21 protein-coding genes are annotated in these 21160 nt (G+C 68.5%); 10 read left to right on the top strand and 11 right to left on the bottom strand.

Annotated features, from left to right (window positions below):
* Positions 1-26 precede the first annotated feature (26 nt).
* From ACFQGD_RS00605 to ACFQGD_RS00590, 4 genes are read left to right on the top strand one after another with little or no spacing between them, the layout of a single operon-like run.
* Positions 27-1727, top strand: coding sequence for an MmpA family trehalose lipid delivery protein (locus ACFQGD_RS00605; protein WP_345392102.1), 1701 nt, complete (start codon positions 27-29; stop codon positions 1725-1727).
* On the top strand, positions 1712-1891 hold the full coding sequence (locus ACFQGD_RS00600; RefSeq protein ID WP_345392099.1) for a DUF2613 family protein: 180 nt from the start codon (positions 1712-1714) through the stop codon (positions 1889-1891). The genes ACFQGD_RS00605 and ACFQGD_RS00600 overlap by 16 nt, the downstream gene beginning before the upstream one ends.
* A complete protein-coding gene (locus ACFQGD_RS00595) occupies positions 1888-2982 on the top strand; it encodes a hypothetical protein (protein WP_345392096.1) in 1095 nt (364 codons plus the stop codon). The genes ACFQGD_RS00600 and ACFQGD_RS00595 overlap by 4 nt, the downstream gene beginning before the upstream one ends.
* A gap of 50 nt (positions 2983-3032) precedes the next feature.
* The gene (locus tag ACFQGD_RS00590) at positions 3033-3770 is read left to right on the top strand and encodes a class I SAM-dependent methyltransferase (protein ID WP_390183408.1); all 738 of its coding nucleotides are present in this window, start codon (positions 3033-3035) and stop codon (positions 3768-3770) included.
* 39 nt (positions 3771-3809) lie between these two features.
* Here ACFQGD_RS00590 and pgfA read toward each other — a convergent pair whose 3' ends face one another.
* The 3 genes from pgfA to ACFQGD_RS00575 are packed head-to-tail and all read right to left on the bottom strand — an operon-like array spanning position 3810 to position 7104.
* Complete coding sequence (pgfA, locus tag ACFQGD_RS00585) at positions 3810-4844, bottom strand: cell envelope lipid trafficking protein PgfA (RefSeq protein ID WP_345392090.1); 1035 nt, start codon at positions 4842-4844, stop codon at positions 3810-3812.
* 9 nt (positions 4845-4853) lie between these two features.
* A complete protein-coding gene (locus ACFQGD_RS00580; protein ID WP_345392088.1) occupies positions 4854-6311 on the bottom strand; it encodes a glycosyltransferase family 4 protein in 1458 nt (485 codons plus the stop codon).
* Positions 6304-7104: a glycosyltransferase gene (locus ACFQGD_RS00575; RefSeq protein WP_345392085.1), complete on the bottom strand. Its 801-nt coding sequence runs from the start codon at positions 7102-7104 to the stop codon at positions 6304-6306. Before ACFQGD_RS00575 ends, ACFQGD_RS00580 begins: the two co-directional genes overlap by 8 nt.
* Before the next feature lie 209 nt (positions 7105-7313).
* Between ACFQGD_RS00575 and ACFQGD_RS00570 the strand changes: the two genes are divergently transcribed.
* On the top strand, positions 7314-8363 hold the full coding sequence (locus tag ACFQGD_RS00570) for a trans-sulfuration enzyme family protein (RefSeq protein WP_345392082.1): 1050 nt from the start codon (positions 7314-7316) through the stop codon (positions 8361-8363).
* Between the two features lie 20 nt (positions 8364-8383).
* Here ACFQGD_RS00570 and ACFQGD_RS00565 read toward each other — a convergent pair whose 3' ends face one another.
* Positions 8384-9256, bottom strand: a complete 873-nt coding sequence (locus ACFQGD_RS00565) for an HpcH/HpaI aldolase/citrate lyase family protein (RefSeq protein WP_345392463.1) — start codon at positions 9254-9256, stop codon at positions 8384-8386.
* A gap of 40 nt (positions 9257-9296) precedes the next feature.
* Positions 9297-10382, bottom strand: coding sequence for an HpcH/HpaI aldolase/citrate lyase family protein (locus tag ACFQGD_RS00560; protein WP_345392079.1), 1086 nt, complete (start codon positions 10380-10382; stop codon positions 9297-9299).
* Between the two features lie 510 nt (positions 10383-10892).
* Here ACFQGD_RS00560 and ACFQGD_RS00555 point away from each other — a divergent pair.
* Positions 10893-11546: a hypothetical protein gene (locus ACFQGD_RS00555; RefSeq protein WP_345392076.1), complete on the top strand. Its 654-nt coding sequence runs from the start codon at positions 10893-10895 to the stop codon at positions 11544-11546.
* Positions 11547-11610: 64 nt separating this feature from the next.
* A complete protein-coding gene (locus ACFQGD_RS00550) occupies positions 11611-12267 on the top strand; it encodes an NAD(P)H-binding protein (protein WP_345392072.1) in 657 nt (218 codons plus the stop codon).
* Positions 12268-12332: 65 nt separating this feature from the next.
* Here the strand turns inward: ACFQGD_RS00550 and ACFQGD_RS00545 are convergent, their stop codons facing one another.
* Complete coding sequence (locus tag ACFQGD_RS00545) at positions 12333-13688, bottom strand: D-arabinono-1,4-lactone oxidase (RefSeq protein WP_345392069.1); 1356 nt, start codon at positions 13686-13688, stop codon at positions 12333-12335.
* 52 nt (positions 13689-13740) lie between these two features.
* Between ACFQGD_RS00545 and ACFQGD_RS00540 the strand changes: the two genes are divergently transcribed.
* Positions 13741-14964 carry an amino acid deaminase/aldolase gene (locus ACFQGD_RS00540; RefSeq protein WP_345392066.1) on the top strand — a complete coding sequence of 408 codons (1224 nt, stop codon included), beginning with the start codon at positions 13741-13743 and terminating at the stop codon, positions 14962-14964.
* A 16-nt stretch (positions 14965-14980) separates the two neighbouring features.
* On the opposite strand, the gene ACFQGD_RS00535 is transcribed toward ACFQGD_RS00540, so the two are convergent.
* The 3 genes from ACFQGD_RS00535 to ACFQGD_RS00525 all read right to left on the bottom strand — a co-directional run bounded on the left by ACFQGD_RS00535 (position 14981) and on the right by ACFQGD_RS00525 (position 16728).
* Positions 14981-15613, bottom strand: coding sequence for a TetR/AcrR family transcriptional regulator (locus ACFQGD_RS00535; protein ID WP_345392063.1), 633 nt, complete (start codon positions 15611-15613; stop codon positions 14981-14983).
* A gap of 420 nt (positions 15614-16033) precedes the next feature.
* Positions 16034-16390 (bottom strand): hypothetical protein, encoded by a 357-nt coding sequence (locus tag ACFQGD_RS00530; RefSeq protein WP_345392060.1) that lies wholly within the window; start codon positions 16388-16390, stop codon positions 16034-16036.
* An 8-nt stretch (positions 16391-16398) separates the two neighbouring features.
* Positions 16399-16728 carry a hypothetical protein gene (locus ACFQGD_RS00525; protein ID WP_345392057.1) on the bottom strand — a complete coding sequence of 110 codons (330 nt, stop codon included), beginning with the start codon at positions 16726-16728 and terminating at the stop codon, positions 16399-16401.
* A gap of 395 nt (positions 16729-17123) precedes the next feature.
* Here ACFQGD_RS00525 and ACFQGD_RS00520 point away from each other — a divergent pair, with 395 nt between their 5' ends.
* Both ACFQGD_RS00520 and ACFQGD_RS00515 read left to right on the top strand, forming a co-directional pair.
* Positions 17124-18440 carry a helix-turn-helix transcriptional regulator gene (locus ACFQGD_RS00520; RefSeq protein ID WP_345392460.1) on the top strand — a complete coding sequence of 439 codons (1317 nt, stop codon included), beginning with the start codon at positions 17124-17126 and terminating at the stop codon, positions 18438-18440.
* Positions 18441-18502: 62 nt separating this feature from the next.
* The gene (locus ACFQGD_RS00515; RefSeq protein ID WP_345392054.1) at positions 18503-19363 is read left to right on the top strand and encodes an aminoglycoside phosphotransferase family protein; all 861 of its coding nucleotides are present in this window, start codon (positions 18503-18505) and stop codon (positions 19361-19363) included.
* 118 nt (positions 19364-19481) lie between these two features.
* Here the strand turns inward: ACFQGD_RS00515 and ACFQGD_RS00510 are convergent, their stop codons facing one another.
* Positions 19482-20606, bottom strand: a complete 1125-nt coding sequence (locus tag ACFQGD_RS00510; RefSeq protein ID WP_345392051.1) for a copper resistance D family protein — start codon at positions 20604-20606, stop codon at positions 19482-19484.
* The gene (locus tag ACFQGD_RS00505) at positions 20603-21139 is read right to left on the bottom strand and encodes a copper resistance CopC family protein (RefSeq protein WP_390183438.1); all 537 of its coding nucleotides are present in this window, start codon (positions 21137-21139) and stop codon (positions 20603-20605) included. The genes ACFQGD_RS00510 and ACFQGD_RS00505 overlap by 4 nt, the downstream gene beginning before the upstream one ends.
* Positions 21140-21160: the final 21 nt, after the last annotated feature.

Here is a 21160-nt window from a genome sequence, read left to right as displayed (position 1 = left end):
CAAACGGTGCAGGATCGCTGCATCGAATGGTCTTGCCGATCTGTTCCGTTGGTATTGCCCTGCTCGCGCTCGCGCCGGTACTGCCCGGTGGTTTCGTACTCCATTACGACATGGTGTTCACACCCAGGCAACCGCTGCTACCGGATGTGATTGGCGTCAGCTCCGCGTTGCCTCGATCGGTACCCGCTGACGCGGTGCTCGCGCTCGCCACGACGATCATTCCCGGTGACGTCTTGCAGAAACTGATCCTGTTCGGTGTGTTCGTCGCCGCGCCGCTGGGCGCTGGCAGGTTGGTGCCGACGATGTCCACCGGCACGCGCCTTGTCGCCGCCGTCGCCTACGGCTGGACGCCATACGTCGCGGAGCGGCTGTTCATCGGGCACTGGCCGTACCTGATCGCCTACGCCTGCTTGCCGTGGATCGTGGCGTTTGGGCTGGCGCTACGGCGAGGCGAGCCGCGCGCGCTGCCGAAACTGGTGCTGGCGATCGCGCCTGCCGTGCTGACGCCGTCCGGAGGCGTCATCGCATGCTTGGTCGCGCTCGCCGCGTCCGGTATCCGCCGCGCCCCCGTGGTCGGCGGTGTCGCCGCCGTGCTGAACGCGCCATGGCTCGTCCCGTCGCTGTTGCGCGGTGGTGACGCCTTGTCGAGCCCGGACGCCGTCGCCGCGTTCGCCGCGCGTGGGGAGAACTGGGCCGGTCCCGTGGTGAGCGTTCTTGGCCTCGGCGGGTTGTGGAACGCCGACGTCGTGCCTGCCAGCCGTGCGGTGCCGCTGGTACCGGTGTTCACGCTGGCGCTCGTCGTCCTCGCGCTGCTGGGGCAGCGGGTACTGGCCAGTCGCATCGGCGTCACGCCCGCGCGGTCGTTGCTCGCACTCGGTGCTGCCGGGGTGCTGCTCGCACTGCTCGGGACGCTGCCGTACGGGGCCTACCTGCTGCGCTGGCTGGTCGAGGCGGTGCCGGGCGCTGGGCTGCTGCGGGACGGCCAGAAGTGGGTCGCGCTGTGGGCGGTGCCGTTCGCGCTCGGTCTCGCGCTCGCCATCGAGCAGGCCGCGCGGTACCTGCGCGTGCGATGGCAGCGGGTGGCGTTGTTCGCGGTGGCCGCGGTAGCACCGTTCGTGCTGCTGCCCGACCTCGCGTTCGCCGGGTTCGGACGGCTGGAGCCGGTGCGTTATCCGGACGACTGGCGGATCGTCACCGAACGTCTGGCGGACGATCCGCGCGAGGGAGACGTCGTCGCGTTGCCTTTCGCGTCGTACCGCGCGTTCGCCTGGAACGACCACCGCCCGATGCACGACCCCGCGCCTCGGTTCCTGCCGCGCGGCGTGGTCATCGGTGACACCCTCTACGTCGACGGCGCACCGATCCCCGGCGAGGACCCCAGAGCGGAGCAGATCCGTCGCACCCTGGCCACCGACGGCGACCTCGGCGCGGTCGGCGTCGGCTGGGTGCTCGTCGAGCATGGCACGCCCGGTGACGTCGAGCCCGCGCTGCTCGACCGGCTCACACCCGAGTACCGGGGCGAGTGGTTGTCGCTCTATCGGGTGCCCGGCGATATCGGCCGGCCGCAGCAGTTCACGCCGCCGCTGGTACCAGTGTCGCTCGCGCATGGCGTAGCCGCACTACTCATCGGTAGTTCTCTGCTCGTCGCATATTGTCCCTGGCCACGCGGTCGCGATAGATTGTCCGCCACGTCCGAAGTCGAGGGGGTCAAGTGGCCAAGCTCGTAGGTGTCCTGACGTCGGTGCTGGCAGGACTCGCGGTCGCCATTGCCGCCGGTGTTGGCCTGACGGCTGCTGGAAATCCGGATGCCAATGTCGATCTGAAGAACAATATCGGCGCGAACAACGTCTACAACGACATCGACTACGGCACCCGCTCAGCGGGACGGTGACACGGACCGAGACGGTGCTCGCGCATGGCGGGGACACCTCAGTGTCCTGGAGCATCCTGCTGCAAGCGCGGCTGACGCATCCGGTTGATCCGGACAAGGTGGCGCAGCGGCTCGTCGCGACCATGGTGGAGCATCCGCACCTTGGCCCGGCGCCCGATGTGACCCCGGTGACCGAGGCGACGCTGGGCTCGGTACGTACGGTGCTCGCCGACACGCCGTACCACCACGGTGATCCGCTCGTGCGTGTCGCGGTGGGGGAGTCGGAGCCGCTGCTGCTACTCGCCGCGCACCACAGCGCGGTAGACGGGCTCGGGCTGCTCGCGCTGCTCGGCCGTGCGCTCGATGTCCCTGTCGCCAGCAGTGTGGCCGGGCTCAGCGCGAACGTCGCCGCGACGTCGTTGGCTCGCGCGGCTGCCCGCAGGCTCGCGGATGCCGTGCTGCGCCCGACCGCACGGATCGCGCCTGGTGTCGGGCTGGCCGGTGACCGCGGTATCGATCCGAGCGCCACGTTTTCATCCACAGTGGACACCGTCGACGGCGACACCCTCGTCGCGGTGCGCACCCCCGAGGTTGGACTGCGCACGCCAACACTCACGGCGGCCGTCGCCCGCACCGTCGCGGGCTGGAACCGTTCCCACCGCAGGGAGAACGGCAGGATGGTAGCTGGTATCGGTGCGTCTCGTCGTGCGGGCGGAGTGCTTGATCCGGTGGACGCCAGCGCGTACCTGCTGCTGCCCGTGGGGCAGGACACCGACGCCGAGCGGATTGGTGCCGCGCTCGCTCACACTCCGATCGAGCCGGAGCCGCCCGGGACGCCGCTTGTCCGCACGGTGTGTCGACTGGCACGACCGCTCACCGACCGGATCGCCGCCACCTTCCTCGTGTCCAATGTGGGCAGTGTTAGCGCGGCGGGGCGGGTGACGGAGCTGGCCTTTTTCCCGATCGCGCGGGGTGGATCGGGGGTCGCGTTCGGTGCGGTGACCGCGGCCGGCACGACGACGGTGACCATGCGGACCCGCCGCTCACATTTCGACACAACGACCGCAGCTGGGTTCTTGACCGATGTGATGCGGCATTTTCCTGGCAAGTGAAAGGCCCGGTGCGAGATGATCGCGGCAGCCAGCGAGAAAGTGATGAACCTATGGTGACATTGGCGCCACATAAGGCGAATCTCCGCCGGTCAGTCGAATTGTTTCGCGCGTTTCGCAGCGAGCAGTCCGACCCGGACTTGTTTTATGGCGCGCTTGCTGACGATTCCGCGCGACAGGTGGCGTCGTATGCCCGGCTGTCCGGTGCGACGCTGCTCGACGTCGGCGGCGGACCCGGCTACTTCGCGGACGCTTTCGAGGCGGTGGGCGCACGCTATGTCGGGCTCGACCCCGACGTCGGTGAACTGTCGGCACGGGGCGACATGCGGCCGGGAATGCTGCTCGGTAGCGGCACCGAGCTGCCGATACGCACGTCCACAGTAGACGTCTGCTACTCGTCGAACGTGCTGGAGCACGTGGCACGCCCTGATGCGATGCTCGCCGAAATGGTTCGGGTGACCAAACCGGGCGGCATCGTGTTCGTCTCCTACACGACATGGCTTTCGCCGTGGGGCGGGCACGAGACGTCACCATGGCACTTCCTCGGCGGCCATTACGCGCGTCGCCGCTATGTGCGCCGTCACGGCCACGAGCCGAAAAACCGTTACAGCGAAACGCTTTTCGCGGTCAGTGTCGGCTCGGTATTGCGATGGGCACGCCAGTGTTCCGATGTGATCGTGGTGGACGCGCTGCCGCGCTACCACCCATGGTGGGCGCAATGGATCGTGCGCATTCCTGGATTGCGGGAAATCGCGTCGTGGAATCTCGCGATGGTGCTGCGAAAGCGGTAGTGCCGGACGCGCTAACCGCGCGCCCGGCACCGAACCGCGCTACTCGAGCCGGTGGTTACCTGCCTCTGGACGTGGCTCGCGGGAGCGGAGGAGCAGCACCACCGCGACGGCGATCAACACCCCACCAACGACCCACAGGATGATCGGCAACGTGGTTAGCAGCCACAGTTTGCCACCGCTCTCTTCGGCGTCCGCGACGTTCTTGGTGACGGTCTCGTCGTCGAGTGCGAGGGTGCCGTCGAAGACGATCGTGCCATCCTCGTAGTCCTCGTCGTCCCGCACCAGTTTCTGCGTCACGGACTGCTCGAGCGCGATCACCGCGCCCGTCACCGGGTCTATCCACATTGTCCGATCCGCCTCGTAGTAGAGGTCGGCCTCGATGCTCGGTGTGTCCGGTTCGTCGAGCAGCGAGCCGGGTACCTCGCGGCTTCCGATCCGCTGTGGCTCGATGTGGTACGCGAACTGGTACACATCGAGGTCCTTAACGGTGTCCTCGCGCTGGAACGTGAGGTCCACCGTGTCCTTGATCCGTAGGTCATACCACGGGTAGGTGGTCTTCTCCGTGTCGAACGGCAGCTTGAAGCCGAAGCCGGGTTGCTGCACCCGGTCGCGCTCCTCCTCGACGCGGTCTTCCTCCTTGTCCCCGGTGTGGTCTGTCTCAGTGAACTGCGTCTCGCACGGTGCGACCGCCTCGCCGGTGTGCCGGTCGACGCAGAGCTGCCGCACGCTGGCCGACAGCGGTCCGATGTCGGGGTTGTCGGTCGCGACAATCTTCGTCGCCTCGATGTAGGCGGCGACGTCGCCGCCCTCTTCCATCTCCGGCGCGGTGGGATCGGCGGTGACCTTGGTCGTCGATGTGATGGGCAGGTTGTCACGGAACTCCGGCACGTGTTCGTCGGGGCCGTTCGCCACGAAGACGAGCGCGCGGTCGGCCGTGCCGGTGGCGACCGAGAGCGAGTCGAGGTCGAGCGGCATCTTGGCGAGTTGCGGGTACGTGTACAACCGCAGCACCAGGCCAAGGGCGACTGCGAACACGCCCAGCCCAAGCGAGATGTATGTCAGTGCGCTGCGCAACCGATCCTCCTAGCGGCTCAGCCGCGGTCGCGGCCTGATGTGCTCTCGTTGTGGGACTGCTTCCCCGAGCAGTCGTTCGACGTCGTCCGCTGCCCTGACGGCGACCTCGGTCGCGCCCGCCTCGTGCAGCGCGGTCACCAGGTCGCCGGCGGGGTACTGCTCGGCGATCACCCAGCCGTGGTCGCCGTCGGTGCCGAATCGGGTACCGACGCCGATCCGCGCGACAGCCCACTTCAGCCACTGGTGATCGCACGGCAGCCGGAATTCGGCGACGATCGCCTCATGCTGACCGCGATGCCAGCCAGCGGCGGCCTCGCCGTGCAGCAGGTTCGCGACGACGCCGACGAACCGCTCGCCGGTCGACGTCCAGTCGAACCGCGACGCCCAGTTCCGGCACGCCTCGGCGACGTCGTTGGCCGACGGCGGGTCGGCGATCTTGCCGAGGTACTGGTCCAGCGTGGCCACGACGTCGTCGTCGGGCTGCATGCGCCAGCCGGTTTCGCCGTGGCGGACGGAGTCGCACAGGCCGTCGACGTCGCGGCATACCGTCGGCACGCCGTGCGCGGCCGCTTCGAGGACCGCGAGGCCCCAGCCTTCGCCATCCGACAGCGTCACATGCAGCCACGCCTGGTTGAGCAGCCGCGATTTCGTCGCGTCGTCAACGTAACCGTGCACCATGATCGCGCCATCCAGGTCGGCCGTCGCCGCGCGCAGCGAGTGCTCCAGTGGGCCGCTACCGATCAGGTGCAGTCGCAGTCCGGGCCAGCGTTGCCGCAGCCGCAGCACCGGGTCGATCAGTTGCTCGACGCGCTTGTGGGTGACCAGCCTGCCAAGACAGACCAACGTCGGTTCCTCCGTGCGCGTGGCGGGGACCTGCGGCGGTGACGTCATTCCGTTAGCGACAACGAAGATCGGGCCACGCCAGCCGAGGCGGGAACGCATCGCCCGCACGGTCGACGGTGACACGGTGACGGTGATGGCCTTCCGATACAGCCACCGCGCGACAGGGCCTTCCAGCCAGGCACCGAACCGTGCAAGCAGGGGCGAGTAGTGCACCGCGAACTGCTCGGCGTGCACATGGTGGATCAGCAACACCGTCTTCGTGTGCGCGCTGGTGACAAGGGGGCTGAAGAACGGAATGCCGTTGTGGCAGTCGATGACGACGTCGATGCTGTTCCTGTGCCGTGCCAGCCAGGCGAGCGTGAGCGGGTAGACCGTCAGACGTCCACCGAGGCGCACGATTCGCACCTCGCCGTCCCTGCCGCGCCGGGACTGGCCGCGATCGCGCGCGGTCACGAACGTGACACGGGCGCCAGCCTCAACCAGCGCGTGCGCGACTCGCATCGCGTATTCCTCCGCACCGCCGCCTTGGCTGTGCTCCCGGTCGCGCCAGTTGAGCATCGCCACGCGGACTTCTCGGAGTGGCAGGATTCGGTTGTCGCGGTGTTCGGTTGTCGTTCTAGGCACTCCGCAATGCACCTCGAGCCAGCTCGGGAGTTGTCCTGTCCAGCACGCCGGGGGTGCTCGGCGTTCGGTGTGGACGTGCCGCCGCCTCGTTGGCGAGCACGGCACGGATACGGGCCAGTGACGCGAAGCTGTCGTAGCCGTCGCGCACCGGGTTGAAGGTGGAGCCGGGGACATCGGTCCAGGTCACCGGGATCTCGGCGAGTAGCGCCCCCGCTCGTTGCACGCGGGCGAGTACTTCGACGTCGAAGGCGAAGCCCTGCGTGCGCAATGGCCGGAACGCGGCTTCCGCCGTCGCCCTGTCGAAGAACTTGAATCCGCACTGGGTGTCGGCGATCCCTGGGACGAGCTGTCGTGTCGCGAACCGGAACAGGGACGCGCCGGTGCGGCGCGTGATGCCGTGGTGTGCCGCGATCTTGGAGTCACGATGTGCCCGTGAGCCGATGACGGCGTTCACGCCTGCGTCGAGTTGGGCGAGCATAGGCGGGAACGCACTGACGTCAGTGGCTAGGTCGGCGTCGCAGAACCCGACGTACTCATCGCTCGTCGCGAGCACACCGGTCCTTACGGCGGCGCCCTTGCCTGGCGTCACGCAGGAGAGCAGGCGGACCGGCACCGCGGTGTCGCGATAGGACAGTGCGACGGCCGCGCTGTCGTCCGTGCTGTCGTTGTCCACGACGACGATCTCCGCCGGGTGCCGCAGCCGCGCGAGCGCGTCGATGAGCCCGTCGAGGGTCGTCCGCAAGCGACGTGCCTCGTCGCGAACCGGGACGACGACCGATAACCGAGTAGTCACAGTCCCCCTCCTCGTGACGGTGTTCAAACGCGAACCGCGCTCGCTTCGCAGTGAGTGGGGTCACCGTAATCGCTTATGTTGTCCCTGGATAGAGGCTTGGGACTAGCGGAGCAGGCAGGTTGCGCTGAACGGTCGAGGGCGATGAGCCGACTCGCTCTGTCACCATGGAGACCCGCCCTACCGGGTGGTAACTGGCGCGAAGGAGGATCATGAACTGGTCGGCACGAACGAGGGCGGTCAACTCAGGCAGACAGGACGGCGAGGGCGACCCGGCCAACGTGCCGATCACCCCGACCAGCCACCTCGGGCTTGGTTATGCACGCGAGGACGGCACCGACACTTGGCGAGCGTTCGAGGACGCCGTCGGTGATTTGGAAGGCGGATACGCGACGTCGTTCGCGTCCGGCATGGGGGCGATCTCGGCCGTGTTCGATCTGCTGCCCGCGGGCGCTGAGGTCGTCGTTCCGACCGACAGCTACGCCGGGATGCGCCATCTGCTTGGGCACGCCGAGACGTCCGGCAGGCTCAGCGCGCGACGGCTCGACCCGCGCGACACCGACGCCTGGCTGACCGCGGCGAGCGAGGCCGACCTGCTCTGGCTGGAGTCGCCGACGAACCCGAGCCTGTTCGAGATGCCGATCGCAGAGATCGCCACGGCGGCCGCGGCGGCCGACGATCCGCCGCTCGTCGCCGTGGACAACACGTTCGCGACACCGCTCGGCCAGCAACCGTTGTCGCTCGGCGCGGACATCGTGATGCACAGTGCCACCAAGCTGATCGGCGGACACAGCGACCTGCTGCTTGGCGTCACGGTCACGTCGTCGGACCGCCTCGCCGAGCAGCTACGGGAGGCCCGGATGCGTGGCGGTGCGACGCCCGGCGCGCTGGAGGCGTGGCTAGCGCTGCGGGGGATGCGGACGTTGCCGGTGCGGTACGCGGCGGTGTCCGCGACAGCGGCTGACCTGGTTGCGCGCCTGCGTGAACATCCGTCCATCGTGGACGTCCGGTACCCGTCGATCGGTGGTGGCGTGATCTCGTTCGAGCTGGCGGACGCGGCAACGGCGGACGCCTTCTGCGCTGCGCTGCGGCTGATCCGGCATGCCACGAGCCTCGGCGGCGCGGAGAGCACCCTGGAGCGGAGGGCCGCCCGGCCAAGCGACGCGCACGTCCCCGCCGGGGCGCTGCGGTTCTCTGTCGGCCTGGAAGATCCGGACGACCTCTGGGCGGACATCACCCAGGCGCTGAAGCAGGCGAGGTAAGGGCGCCCCGCCGGCAGACGTCAGCCGCGGGCCTCGATCGCCTCAGCCAGCGCCAGGATTCGCCGGGCGTTGTCGACGTGCAGGTTCTCGATCATCCGGCCGTCGACGGTGACGACGCCCTTGCCCTCGGCCTGGGCCGCGTCGAACGCCTCGATCACCCGCCGGGAGTGCGCCACTTCCTCCTCGGATGGCGCGAAGATCCGGTTGCACGGCTCAAGCTGCGCGGGGTGGATCAACGTCTTGCCGTCGAAGCCCATCTGGCGCCCCTGCCGGCATTCCGCCTCGAAGCCCTCGGCGTCCTTGACGTCGTTGTAGACGCCGTCGAGGATCACCTTCCCTGTCGCGCGGGCGGCGAGCAGCGCCAGCGACAACCCGCCGAGCAGGGGCGCGCGGCCCGGCACGAACTCGGCGTGCAGTTCCTTGGCGAGATCGTTCGTGCCCATCACCAGCACCGTCAGCCGGTCGCTCGCGGCGGCGATGTCGGCCGCGCGCAGCATGGCGATCGGCGTCTCCACCATCGCCCAGATCTTGGTGTGGTCCGGCGCACCGTTGAACTCCAGCGCGCGCTCGATGGTCGTCACCTGCTCCCGCGAGTTCACCTTCGGGACGACGATGGCGTCCGGGCCTGCCTTCGCGGCCTCGCGCAAGTCGGCCTCGTGCCAGTCGGTGTCGAGACCGTTGACGCGGATGGTCACCTCGCGCGCGCCGTACTCGCCGGACGCCGCGGCGGCGCACACGCGCTCACGGGCCTCGTCCTTGGCGTCGGGCGCGACGGCGTCCTCGAGGTCTAGGATGAGCGCGTCGGCATCGAGGGTCTTGGCCTTCTCTAGTGCGCGCTCGTTCGCGCCCGGCATGTACAGCACGGACCGACGGGGCCGCGGCGTTTGCCCCACCTGCGCGCTGGCCTTCTCGGTCGCCTGGTCAGGCTGCGTCTCATTCACCAGTCATGGCCTCCGAATCTGACACTGTAGCCGCGTCGTAGGCGGCGGCGAGTTCCGGATCGCGGGCGGCAAGCTCGTCGGCCAGCTCCGCGACGACCTTGCACTGCTTGTAGGTCGCGTCGTCCTGCATTTTGCCGTCGATCATCACCGCGCCGGTGCCGTCGCCCATCGCCGCGATGACCCGCCGCGCCCACGCGACGTCCTCGGCGGCGGGCGAGAAGACCTTCTTCGCGATGTCGATCTGGACCGGGTGCAGCGTCCAGGTGCCGACGCAGCCGAGCAGGAAGGCGTTGCGGAACTGGTCCTCGCAGCCCACGACGTCCTTGATGTCACCGAACGGCCCGTAGTACGGCAGGATGCCGTGCATCGCGCAGGCGTCGACCATGCGCGCGACCGTGTAGTGCCACAGGTCCTGCTGGTAGGTGGTGCGGCCCTCGTGCACGTCGTCGCCGGTTGGGTCGGTGCGCACCAGGTAACCGGGGTGTCCACCGCCGACGCGTGTCGTCTTCATGCGCCGGCTCGCGGCGAGGTCGGCCGGGCCGAGCGAGATGCCCTGCATCCGGGGGCTGGCGCCCGCGATGTCCTCCACGTTGGCGACGCCGCTCGCGGTCTCCAGGATCGCGTGCACCAGTAGCGGTTTCGTCAGCCCAGCGCGAGCCTCCAGCTGAGCGAGCAGCCGGTCGACGTAGTGGATGTCTTGGGCGCCCTCGACCTTGGGCACCATGATGACGTCGAGCTTGTCGCCGATCTCGGTGACCAGCGTGATGAGGTCGTCGAGCACCCACGGCGAGTCGAGGCTGTTGATGCGCGTCCACAACTGCGTCTGTCCGAAGTCGTTCGCCTTGCCGACCTCGACCAACCCGTTGCGCGCCGCTTCCTTGTTGTCAGCGGACACGGCGTCTTCGAGGTTACCGAGCAAGACGTCGACCTTCGGCGCGATCGACGGCACCTTGGTGCGCATCTTCTCGTTGCTCGGATCGAAAAAGTGGATCATCCGCGAAGGGCGAAACGGGATCTCGCGGACCGGCTCCGGCGCGCCAAGTGCCAGGGGCGCGAAGAAGTCCTTCGGTGAGCGCATGCGGCCTCCAATGTGTCAGCGGCGTTGCTTACCTTACGGCGCGTCGCGGGGGGAGGGGTGGCCGAAAACCGGTGTCGTGAGATATACCTCTCGCCACAACATCATCGCGGACGCCGCGAGTGAGCGCTGGTGCCGAATTACCGCTCAACGTCGGTGAGCGGCGACGAGCGGTCGCCCGGCAAGGCTCCGGTAGATGGCTGAACACAGCGATCACCGTACGGTGACCACGAGTCGACGACGTAACGCCTGGTCGTGCTGGGTGTATGTTGCGCTGTGTAACAGGTATCGCGCTACCCGGCTACTAATGGTCTAATCCGGTCACCCATCCGGCCGCACTGCCCGGCAGAAGTTGGTTGACCACTCATCGACCGGTCACCGACAACTCCGTGCCGCCGATCGCAGGCGGACCGCCAAGGTACAGACGTGGGCACATCCCGCTTGTTATCCAGGAAAGGTGCCGCTCACATCGAGCGGTCCCTGCTGGCTGTGACAACTAGGGAGGCTGACCACGTGGCGGCAACACCGGGACGGACAGGTTCTGATGCTGCGACCTCGGCGGCGCACCGTGCGCGGACGAACCCGACCCGGGTCGTGCCCCCCGGCCCGCTTCCGACGAGCACGCTCGACATCGCGAAGGAAGTGGCCGCGGTCCTCGGCAAGGACGGCGTCGTCCTGCCGCGGATGACGCTGCTCGGTCGCAAGGTGCATGTGGTGGCGCGGCTGCGGCCGGACGCCCACGCCGAACGGATCGCCACCGGCGTGCCACCGGTGATCGACCGCGCGAGCGTGTCCACCTGGACCTGGCCGGAGCTCGCGCACGAGGCGCCCGCCCCCGCGGCGGAGGTCCTCAGCGTCATCGCGGTGGCGCGGCACTGGCGCACCGGACTGGCGTGGGCGGTGCCGTTCGCGCGGTACTACGACGCCGCGATGGTGCTGCCCGACACCGTCATGCTCACCCACGACTACGTCAACAACTGCCTTCCGCGTGCCCGCGCGTACGGGCTCGACGTCCTCTCCGTCGACGACGACACCGTCGTCCGCCCTGACCTGGCCGGTAGGCCGGAGCGCGTCATGATGGCCGACGACGCGCTATCGCGGTGGATGAACGAGATGGTGTACGAGCAGCTGCTGGCCGTGGACGAGGTCCCGGCCGGGGTGGATTGAGCCTTCCTGGCGCTGGCCCGCGCCGCCGGAGCGCTAGACGTCGCAGGCTATTACGCTGCCTGACATGCGCGTAGTGATCGCTGGCGGTCACGGCAAGATCGCCCTCCGGCTGTCCACATTGCTCTCCGCGCGCGGTGACGAGGTCATCGGCATCGTGCGTGACCCCGACCACACCGCAGACCTCGCCGACGCGGGTTCGCGGGCCGCCGTCGTCGACCTGGAAACAGCAGGCGTCGCCGAGGTGGAGAACACGCTGCGTGGTGCGGACGCCGCCGTGTTCGCCGCGGGCGCTGGCCCCGGCAGCGGTGTCGCTCGGAAGGAGTCCGTCGACCGGGCGGCAGCGGCGTTGTTCGCGGACGCGGCCGAAGCTGCGGGCGTGCGGCGGCACGTCCAGATCAGTGCGATGGCGTTGGAGCGTGCGGACGACCCTGAGGTCGGCGAGGTGTTCGCCGCCTACTTGCGCGCGAAGGCGGCGGCCGAGGACGACCTCCGGGCGCGCGATCTCGACTGGACGATCCTGCGACCCGGCAGGCTCACCGACGACCCGGGCACCGGCCGCGTGCACTTGGCCGAGCACACTGAACGCGCCGACATCCCGCGTGACGACGTCGCGGCGGTGCTGCTCGCGCTGCTCGACGAACCGGCAACCATCGGTAAGACATTGGAGCTGGTCTCGGGCGACATCCCGGTCGATGACGCCGTGGCGGCCGTGCGTAGCTGAGCGCGCCCGTGCGCGCCGCGGCCGAGGCCGGTTCGCGGGCAACCTCCGGTGCGCGCCAGCGGCGCTCACGGCCCGCCGAGCACCCGATCCGTATAGGCGTTGCCGAACCGGCCATCCGGGTCGACCTCGGCGCGCACGCGTAGGAAGTCGTCGAATCTCGGATACCGCTCGCGAAGTGCCGTCGCGTCGAGCGTGTGCAGCTTGCCCCAGTGCGGCCTGCCGCCGACCGCGTTCGCGATCGACTCGAACGCCGCGAAGTACTCTCGATACGGCATCCCGATGTACTGGTGCACCGCGACGTACGCGGTGTCGCGCTCGTAAGCCGTAGACAGCCAGACGTCGTCGGCGGCGGCGAACCGGACCTCGACCGGGAACGCCACCGGGTCGGACAGCCGCGCCACGGCCCGCCGTAGCTCGGCCAGTACCTCGGGAAGCGCCGCACGAGGCACGGCGTACTCGGATTCGACGAACCGGACCGCCCGGTTCGTCACGAAAACGCGGTGTGAGACGTCGCTGTAGTCGCGTTCGGACAGTGTCGCCGCGATGAGGCGCTGCGCGGGCCGGACAAGTGCCGGGATCGCGCGTTCCGCCCGGCACACCGCGCCGAACAGCCGGTTCTCGATCAGCTCATACTCCACCCAAGAGCGCAGCGGGCTCAGCGGCCGCGGTTCAACCCCCTCAGGTAGCCGGTTGTTCTGCTTGGTCAGCACGGTCTCGTCGTGCGGGAACCAGTAGAACTCGAAGTGGTCATTGCCGTCGACGTCGTGGTCGAGCCGGTCGAGGACGTCGGCGAGCGCGCCTGGTGCCTCCCGCGCGGCGAGCACGAACGACGGTACGCACCGCAGCGTCACGGTGCTGATGACGCCGAGCGCACCGAGGCCGACCCGTGCCGCCGCGAACAGCTCCGGTGACTCCGACGCCGAGCATCGCACCACAGAGCCGTCCGCGAGTATCAGCTCTAGTGCGCTGACCTGCTTCGCCAGTCCGCCGAGCGCGGCGCCGGTGCCGTGGGTGCCGGTGGACAGCGCGCCAGCGATGGTCTGCTTGTCGATGTCACCCATGTTGACGAGTGCGAGTCCGTGCGCGTCCAACGCCGCGTTCAGCGCGAGCAGCGTGGTGCCAGCGCGCACCGTGACCTCGTTCGTCGCGCGGTCGACACGCGTGATGCCGCTGTAGCCGGACAGATCGATGGCGTGCTCGTCAGCCACCGCTATCGGTGTGAAGGAGTGAGCACTTCCCCAGGTTCGGATGCGCTTGCCGTCGGCGGCCGCCGACGCGACGGCCGCTGCGATTTCCTCGGCGGTCAGGGGCCGGTGGACGACATCGGGCGTCGCGCTCGCCGTTCCCGCCCAGTTTGTCCAGGTCAACGCGCGCGATGCGGTTTTCCCCGCCGAGCCGTCGTGTGGAGTACACTCGTCCATAGTATGTGAATATACTTCATGTTAACGCGGACAGAGAGTGACATTTCGCCCTATGGCCAGCCCAGTCCAGCCACGCGCGTCGCGCGATGACGAGCGATCGCGACACGCCTACGATCGCGCGACCGATGGCCTCGACGCGCCGCTGGCGATCGTCGACATCGATGCGTTCGACGCCAACCTCGACGACCTCGTGCGGCGCGCCAGCGGCGTCCCGATCCGGCTGGCCAGCAAGTCGTTGCGGTGCCGCTTCTTGCTGGAACGCGCCCTGGCCGCACCGGGAACGGCGGGCGTGCTCGCCTACACGCTCGCCGAGGCGCTGTGGCTGCACGAGCAGGGCATCAGCGGCGACATCGTCGTCGCCTATCCGACGGTGGACGCGGGAGCGCTGCGCGGCCTCGCGGCGGACGCCGATGCGCGCCGCGCCATCACGATCATGGTCGACGCCGCCGACCACCTCGATCTCGTTGACCGACTGCTCGGGCCGGACCATCCGACGCTGCGGGTTTGCCTCGAACTCGACGTCTCCTGGCGGCCGGTGCCAGGCGTGCACGTGGGTCCTCGCCGCTCGCCGATCCACACACCGGAGCAGGCGGCGGCGTTCGCCCGCCATATCTCCGCGCGCGACGGCTTCGAGTTGGTCGGGTTGATGGGTTACGAGGGGCAGATCGCTGGGGTGGGTGACGACGCGGGTAATCCGCTGTCCTCGCTGGCGGTGCGGGTGATGCGGCAGCGCTCCGCCGCGGAACTCAGTGAACGGCGCGCCGCGGCGGTGCGGGCGGTCCGCGAGATCACTGACCTGGAGTTTGTTAACGGCGGCGGCACCGGCAGCATCGAGACAACCATCGCGGACACGTCTGTCACCGAGGTGGCCGCGGGGTCCGGGCTCATCGGCCCCACGTTGTTCGACACCTACCGCGGCTTCCAACCGAGTCCCTCGGTGCTGTTCGCGCTGCCGGTGGTGCGTAAACCGGCTCCCGGTATCGCGACGCTGTTCTCCGGCGGTTATGTCGCATCCGGCCCGGCTGGCCGGTCGCGGCTGCCAACGCCGTATCTGCCAGCGGGTCTGCGGTTGCTCGACCTGGAAGGCGCCGGTGAGGTCCAGACTCCGGTCACCGGCGCGGCGGCCGATGGTCTCGCCATCGGGGACAAGGTCTGGTTGCGCCACGCCAAGGCCGGTGAGCTGGCGGAGCGCGTCGACGTCTATCACGTCGTCAGCAGGGGACAGCGGGAACAGACCGTGCTCACCTACCGGGGTGAAGGTAAGAACTTCGGTTGAGCCGCACCGATGCGGCTCAGGCGCCGAAGCGGCTTTCCAGGTACACCTTGATCAGGTGTTTGGTCTCGTCAACGATCTGCGCATCACCCTGCGGGTCCCGCCGGAAAGCCAGCTTGAGCAGGGCGTCCGCCGACTCCACCGCGATCGAGACCGGCATCGCGATCTCCTCTTCCGGCAGGTCGATCTGCGCGCCGACCAGCGCGGTCAGCGAATCGGCTACGACGGTGTTGTTGTCGCGCCGTGAATCGAGGAGCCGGGTGTCGACGACGTCCCCGAAGTGCACCTTGGAGAAGCCCGGCTGTTCGCGGTGCATGCACAGGTAGACGTCGAGCAGCCCGTCGACGACGTCCCACCAGTGGTCTGGATCGACCGCGCTCATGCGCTCCTGCACCGACGCCATGAACTGTTCGAGGTTGCGCTGGGTCAGCGCTTGCACGACGGCACGCTTGTCAGGGAAGAACTGGTACAGCGAACCGACGGCGACCTCGGCCCGCTTGGCGATGAGCGTTGTCGTCAACGCGTCGTAGCCGATCTCGTCGAGCAGCTCCGCGCAGGCGTCGAGCATCTTCTCCACCCGCTTCGCGCTGCGCTGCTGCACCGGCTTCCTGCGAAGAGGGGTGAACTCGGGTGGTAGCACCACTGGTTCCACCTTAGGGACCGTACGGACTGTGTCGAGATCGGACACGCACATCTCCTCTTGCTTTCGCACCCTGCGATATTCCCCCCACCGCGGCGTGGTGCGCCACGAACTCCAGACTCGGCATGGGTGTTACCGGCAGTCTCAGTTACTACAACGCAGGACAGGTTTTCAGGTTACGCCATGCGGACTAGCGCCGAAACGGGACCGCGAGCCGGTGCCGGTCGGGGGAAGGGGGAGCGCGGCACCGGCTCGCGGGGTTGGGGGATGGGTCGGTCGGCCAGTGGGATATGAAGTTTGCAAGTTGTCGGGGAGGCCGCGGCCAGCTCATTACGCTCGGGGGGACGGACGAGCCGGCCGCGGCCAGCAGGCGGATGATCGGCGGTGACCGGTGGGGGCGACTCGGTCAGCGATCATCGCCAGGTTGGTGGGTCAGCCAGCGCCTAACCCCGCGACATGCGGCATCCGTAGCGCGTGACGTCCTTCCGAGGACGTCCGCTGCTCTGGTGTCTGGGCGAGGCCACCAGCGACGAGGTGCTCGTGCGCCGCCTGCCACACCGAGCACGGGGCCTTGCTGCGGTGCCAGCGGGTCGAGCACGTGGGGCAGTCGCCTCGGCTGTCCGGTTCGTGGGCGCTCAGCATGGCGCGCCATGCCTGGGCAAGCCGTGGCAGTTCGGTGCGGGCGACGGAGGCAAGTGATCCCGCGTCGGCTTCGTCTGGGAGCGATGCCAGCGTGTCCAGCCGCTCCCACACCGCGTTGCGGAGCACCTGGCCGAGGATCTGGTCCACTGTGTGCCTTACCTTTCCGCGAGCTTTGCCGCTTCGTTCAGGGCAGCGCGAAGCTGTCCGACCTGGCCGTCGGTGAGTCGTGCCGTCTCGCCTGGTGGTCCGACGACGACGACCTCCCCGTTGTCGACGAACACGGTCACGCAGCGGTCCCGGTGAATCATGTCGCCGCAGCGGATCCGCCAGACCGTTTGGCCGTTCTCCACCTGCCGCGTGCCCTCCGGCTCAGCGGCGGCACCTTCGCGGTAGGCGGTGGAGTGGACGGGCCGTCGCGGTGCGGGACGCGCCGGGTTCGACACTGCCCCGATACGTCGTCTCGCGATCGAGTCGAGGAGCTCCACCGGATCAACTCCGCTCTGTTCGTCCCAGCTCGCCGATACGTCCTTTATGTCCGTACTGACGAGCTGTGGTAGGTCGGTCCCTTGTGCGCTACATGAGGCGCTGACTTAAGAGTGCGCGCCAAGAGCGATGGACGGGAGAGGGCAGCGGCGACCGGCATCACCGCGCCGATGAGCGGTCGGCGAAGTTCACTCGAGCCGATCAAGGGTTCATTTCCACGGTTTCGCGCGGTTGAATAGGTGTGCCTACTCTTCAGCTGAAAGCCACTCCACGAGGATGCTTACTGATGGACGCGACCGAGAACACGGTGTCTCACCAGCGATCTCGCCCTGAGCCGCAGGCTGAGGGGCTGCCCGAGTCTCACCCGATACCGCCGGAGACCTGGGAGGATGACGAGATGCGCGAGGCGCTCGCCGCACGGCGGGTCAGCTCGGTGTACCGGCTGCTGCGCCGCCACGGCATCTCGCAGCGCCAGATCGCCGCGATGACCGGCCAGTCGCAGTCGGAGGTCTCGGAGATCCTCAAGGGAAGGCAGGTCATGGCGTACGACGTGCTCGCGCGTATCGCCGATGGCCTGCGCATCCCGCGTGGCTACATGGGTCTCGCCTACGACGAGGCCACGCAGGTCAAGGTCGTCGCCACTGGCAGCGACGGCGCCGAACAGGCTGAGGAGGACGAGGCGGTGAAACGACGGAGGTTCCTTGCGCACGCCGCCCAGGTCACGATGGGCGCGACCGTGTTCGCCGTGGACTCCGGGTCGTGGGCTGCGGCGAGTCCGGCGACGACGCCGGCGCCGGGACGGATCGGCATGGCCGATGTCCGCCAGGTGGAAGCCGCTACCCGTGCCTTGCGCGCACTCGACTACCAGTACGGCGGCGGCTTCTGCCGCGATGCCGTCGTCGCCCAGTTGTCGTGGGGCAGGCAGATGCTCACGGCGAGCGGAACCGACCAGGTCAGGTCGCGGCTCTACGTCGCGCTCGCCGACCTGCACAACGTAGCGGGGTGGACCTCGTTCGACACCGGGCTCGTCGACTCCGCGCGTACCCACTTCGCTAACGCGCTCGAACTGGCCAAGGAGGGTGGCAGTCACCCGCTCGTGGCCAACGTGCTGTACCGGATGGGCAGGGTCTATCTGCACCACCACTCGCCGGACGACGCGCTGAAGATGTTCCAGCTCGGCCAGATCGCCGCGCAGGAGTCCGGTTCGGATCTAGCGGTCGCCGTGCTCTGCGCGAACGAGGCGTGGGCCTACGCCGAGATGGGCAACGAGCAGCAGTCGACCAAGCTGCTCGGCATGACTCGCGACACCTTCGCTCGCGCCGATATCGACAACGCCGAGTCCTGGGTGAAGTTCTTCAACCAGACCGATCTGCATGCCATGGTCGGTACCGTGCACACCGTGCTCGCCAGGCAGGACGCCAAGCACACCAAGTACGCGATTCCCGCCCTGACCAGGGCGATCGATGGCTACGGCGAGGACATGGCACGCAGCAAGGCGTTCAACCTAAGCGCCCTGGCCACCAACCACCTGCTTGACGGCGACATCGATCACGGTGCGAAGATCGGCAGGTCAGCGCTTGAGGCTGCGGATGGGCTCAAGTCGGCGCGGGTCAAGGACCGGATGGCACCGATGAAGGCCGAGGCCGAGAAGCGCAGGAACAACGTCGACGCCAGGGAACTCACCGAGCGGATCAACGCGTTTTACGCCGCTTAGTGACGGGGTCTGGGGGCTCAGGCACGGTGCAAACGCAGAATCCCCGCTTCACGCGGGATAAGTTGGCTGCCGCGCTAGCCGACGTCTGCGATCAGGCAGACCTCGACCCGGCAGGGGCCGAGCTGCTGCGATTCACGAACAACGCGGTGTATTCGCTGGTCAGCGCACCAGTCGTGGTTCGTATCGTCGGTTCGGAGACGTTGCGGCACCGGGTCGCCAAGGTGGTCACCGTCGCCGAGCATTTCGCGCGGCACGACGTCCCCGCCGTGCGGCTCTTTCCAGGGATCGAGCAGCCGGTGAGCGCGGGCGAGCACGTCGCGACGCTGTGGTGGCGGGCGAGCGAGCGGCCGGTGCGGTCGTCGCCCGCCGACTTGGCGCGGCTGTTGCGACAGGTCCATGCGCTGCCGGTGCCCGAAGGGGTGCCCGGCTGGTCACCGCTGACCGACGTCCGGTCGCGGGTGGCCGACGCCGAGGAACTGGACCTGGCTGCCCGGCGATTCCTGCTTGATCGGTGCGACGAGGTGCAGGCCAACCTCGACGTGCTCGACTTTCCGCTGTCACCAGCGCTGGTGCACGGCGACGCGCATCTGGGCAACGTCCTCGCTGGCGAGGACGGCCCCTTGCTCTGCGATTTCGACTCGTCAGGAGTCGGTCCGCCGGAGTGGGATCTGATGCCGGTCGCGCTCGGCGTGCTGCGGTTCGGGGAGCCGATGGCCGTATACGAGGAACTGGCTGACGCCTACGGCTTTGACGTGATGGCGTGGGACGGTTTCGAGGTGCTGCGGGCGGCGCGGGAGCTTAAGCTGACAACCAGCGTGCTGCCGATCCTGCGCAGCCACCCCGACGTGCGGCCGGAGTTCGAGCGGCGGCTGACCGACCTCAGGGCGGGTAACCGCGAGGCGCGCTGGACTCGCTACCGCTGAATCGCGCGAGTCGCGGGACGACGTTCACCGACGTGGGAGTACCGCTCGCCGTTTTGATCATTTGGCACCCCGCCAACGTCGAAATTCGGTCCCACTAGTCACCACGAGGCCGAATGGATCAACCGAACCCGGCTCGGGAGAGCACCGCCGCGACGCCGAACGCGAGTCCGAGCAACAGCAGCTCGATGCTCGCCCACACGGCGAAGGCGGGGCGGCCGGTAAGCGTGCGCTGGGGGTGGTCGGGTCCGGCCGGTTCGCTGCCGCCTTGTGCCATGACGGCGGGCAGGACCCGCCAGCGCATCTTCGCGCCCGCGAGCGCGATCGCACCGAAACAGATCAGTTTGGTGAGCAACAGCGCGCCATAAGGCGTGCTGATCAGTGCGGCCGATATCGCGGCGGCCGAAGATCCGTACGTACCGAGCTGGGTAAGGCCGCTGATCGTGCCGGTCACCGCCGTTGTCGCGATGCAGACGGTGGCGACAACCGAGAACCGGGGCAATGCCGTGGCCAACAGTGCGATGTCGTTGGCGAGCAGCACCGCGAGTGCCGCGAGACCGCCGAGCCACACCGCGGCGCTGACGACGTGTAGTTCTAGCGCGACGACGGCGTACTCCCGCCCTGCCCAGCCTGCCGCGTGACCAGTCGCCGGTAGCGGCAGTAGCGCGAAGACCCCGAGCCCGGCGCGGACCTCGGCGGGCACTCGCTCGCGATGCCGGACGGCGAGCACGTTCAGCGCACACAGCAGCAGCGTGAGTCCGATGACGCTGAGTAGTGCCTTGCCGGTGGCGACGGTGCTGGCGTAGCTGACGACGTCCGCGAGGCCGATCGTGTCGCGTCGCACCTGGAACTCGGCGGTGTGCAGCAGCAACGAGGCGACGGCGGTGGCCACCCACGCCATCGACGTCACCACCGCCCACCGGCGGGCGCGGTGCAGCACGGGTTCGACACGGCCAGCGGACTGGACGACGCCGTCGCCACTCGCTCCATCGTCGCCTTGACCGCCGCCCGTACCGAGTGTTCCGAGTAGCAGCGGTAGCAGGCACAGCCCGACGGTTGCTGCCGCTGCTACGCCGAGCAGCACTCTGACCAGCGGCAACGCGACGAGGATGCCGGTGCCGGGATCGGCGATGCCAGCGACCGGTGCCGCCACCGTGATTCCGGCGGCAGCCAGCGCGCCCGCGAGTGCGGCGGCGACGGCGGCACTCAGTGGAGCCAGTCGTGCCGCCGCACTCGGCGACGTCATTGCTCGCGGCCTTGGCGCACCGCCAGCCAGATGCCCACCCCGAGCAGCAGCACCGCTGTGCCGATCCACACCCACGTCGGAATGACCGCGCTCGGGTCCTGAGCGTCAGGGGTCTCGACGGGGGCGTCCTGTTGCGCGGGCGGTGTCTCGACCGGCGTACCGGTGCCCGACTTGGTGACCGTGAACGGGATCTCTCGTGTCACCGGATGGCCGTCAGCGGACAGGATGCGGAACCCGATCGTGTACTCCCCAGCGGGGCCAAGTTCGCCGAGCGCGCGGGACACCTCGGTGCCATCCACATCGACCGGCCCGCGGGCCCACTGGCCGCCGTCCGGTCCGTTGACGACGATCTGGTTGACGTCGCCGGACTGCACCTCCTGGTCGAACGTCAACGTCACCTTCCTCGGCGCGACGTCGATCTCCGCGCCTTCCTTCGGGTCGGAGCCGATCAGTGTGTTGTGCGCGAGCGCCTGCGGTGCGGCGCCGAGCAGAGCGAGCACCGCGACCAGCGTGCCGATCGTCGTTCGTGCCAGTGTCCTGCTCGGTGCGGTCGT

It is taken from the genome of Haloechinothrix salitolerans (assembly GCF_042662605.1).
GTDB classification, from domain to species: domain Bacteria; phylum Actinomycetota; class Actinomycetes; order Mycobacteriales; family Pseudonocardiaceae; genus Haloechinothrix_A; species Haloechinothrix_A salitolerans.
Note: the sequence above shows the minus strand (reverse complement) of the source record. Positions and strands in the feature narration are given on the sequence as shown.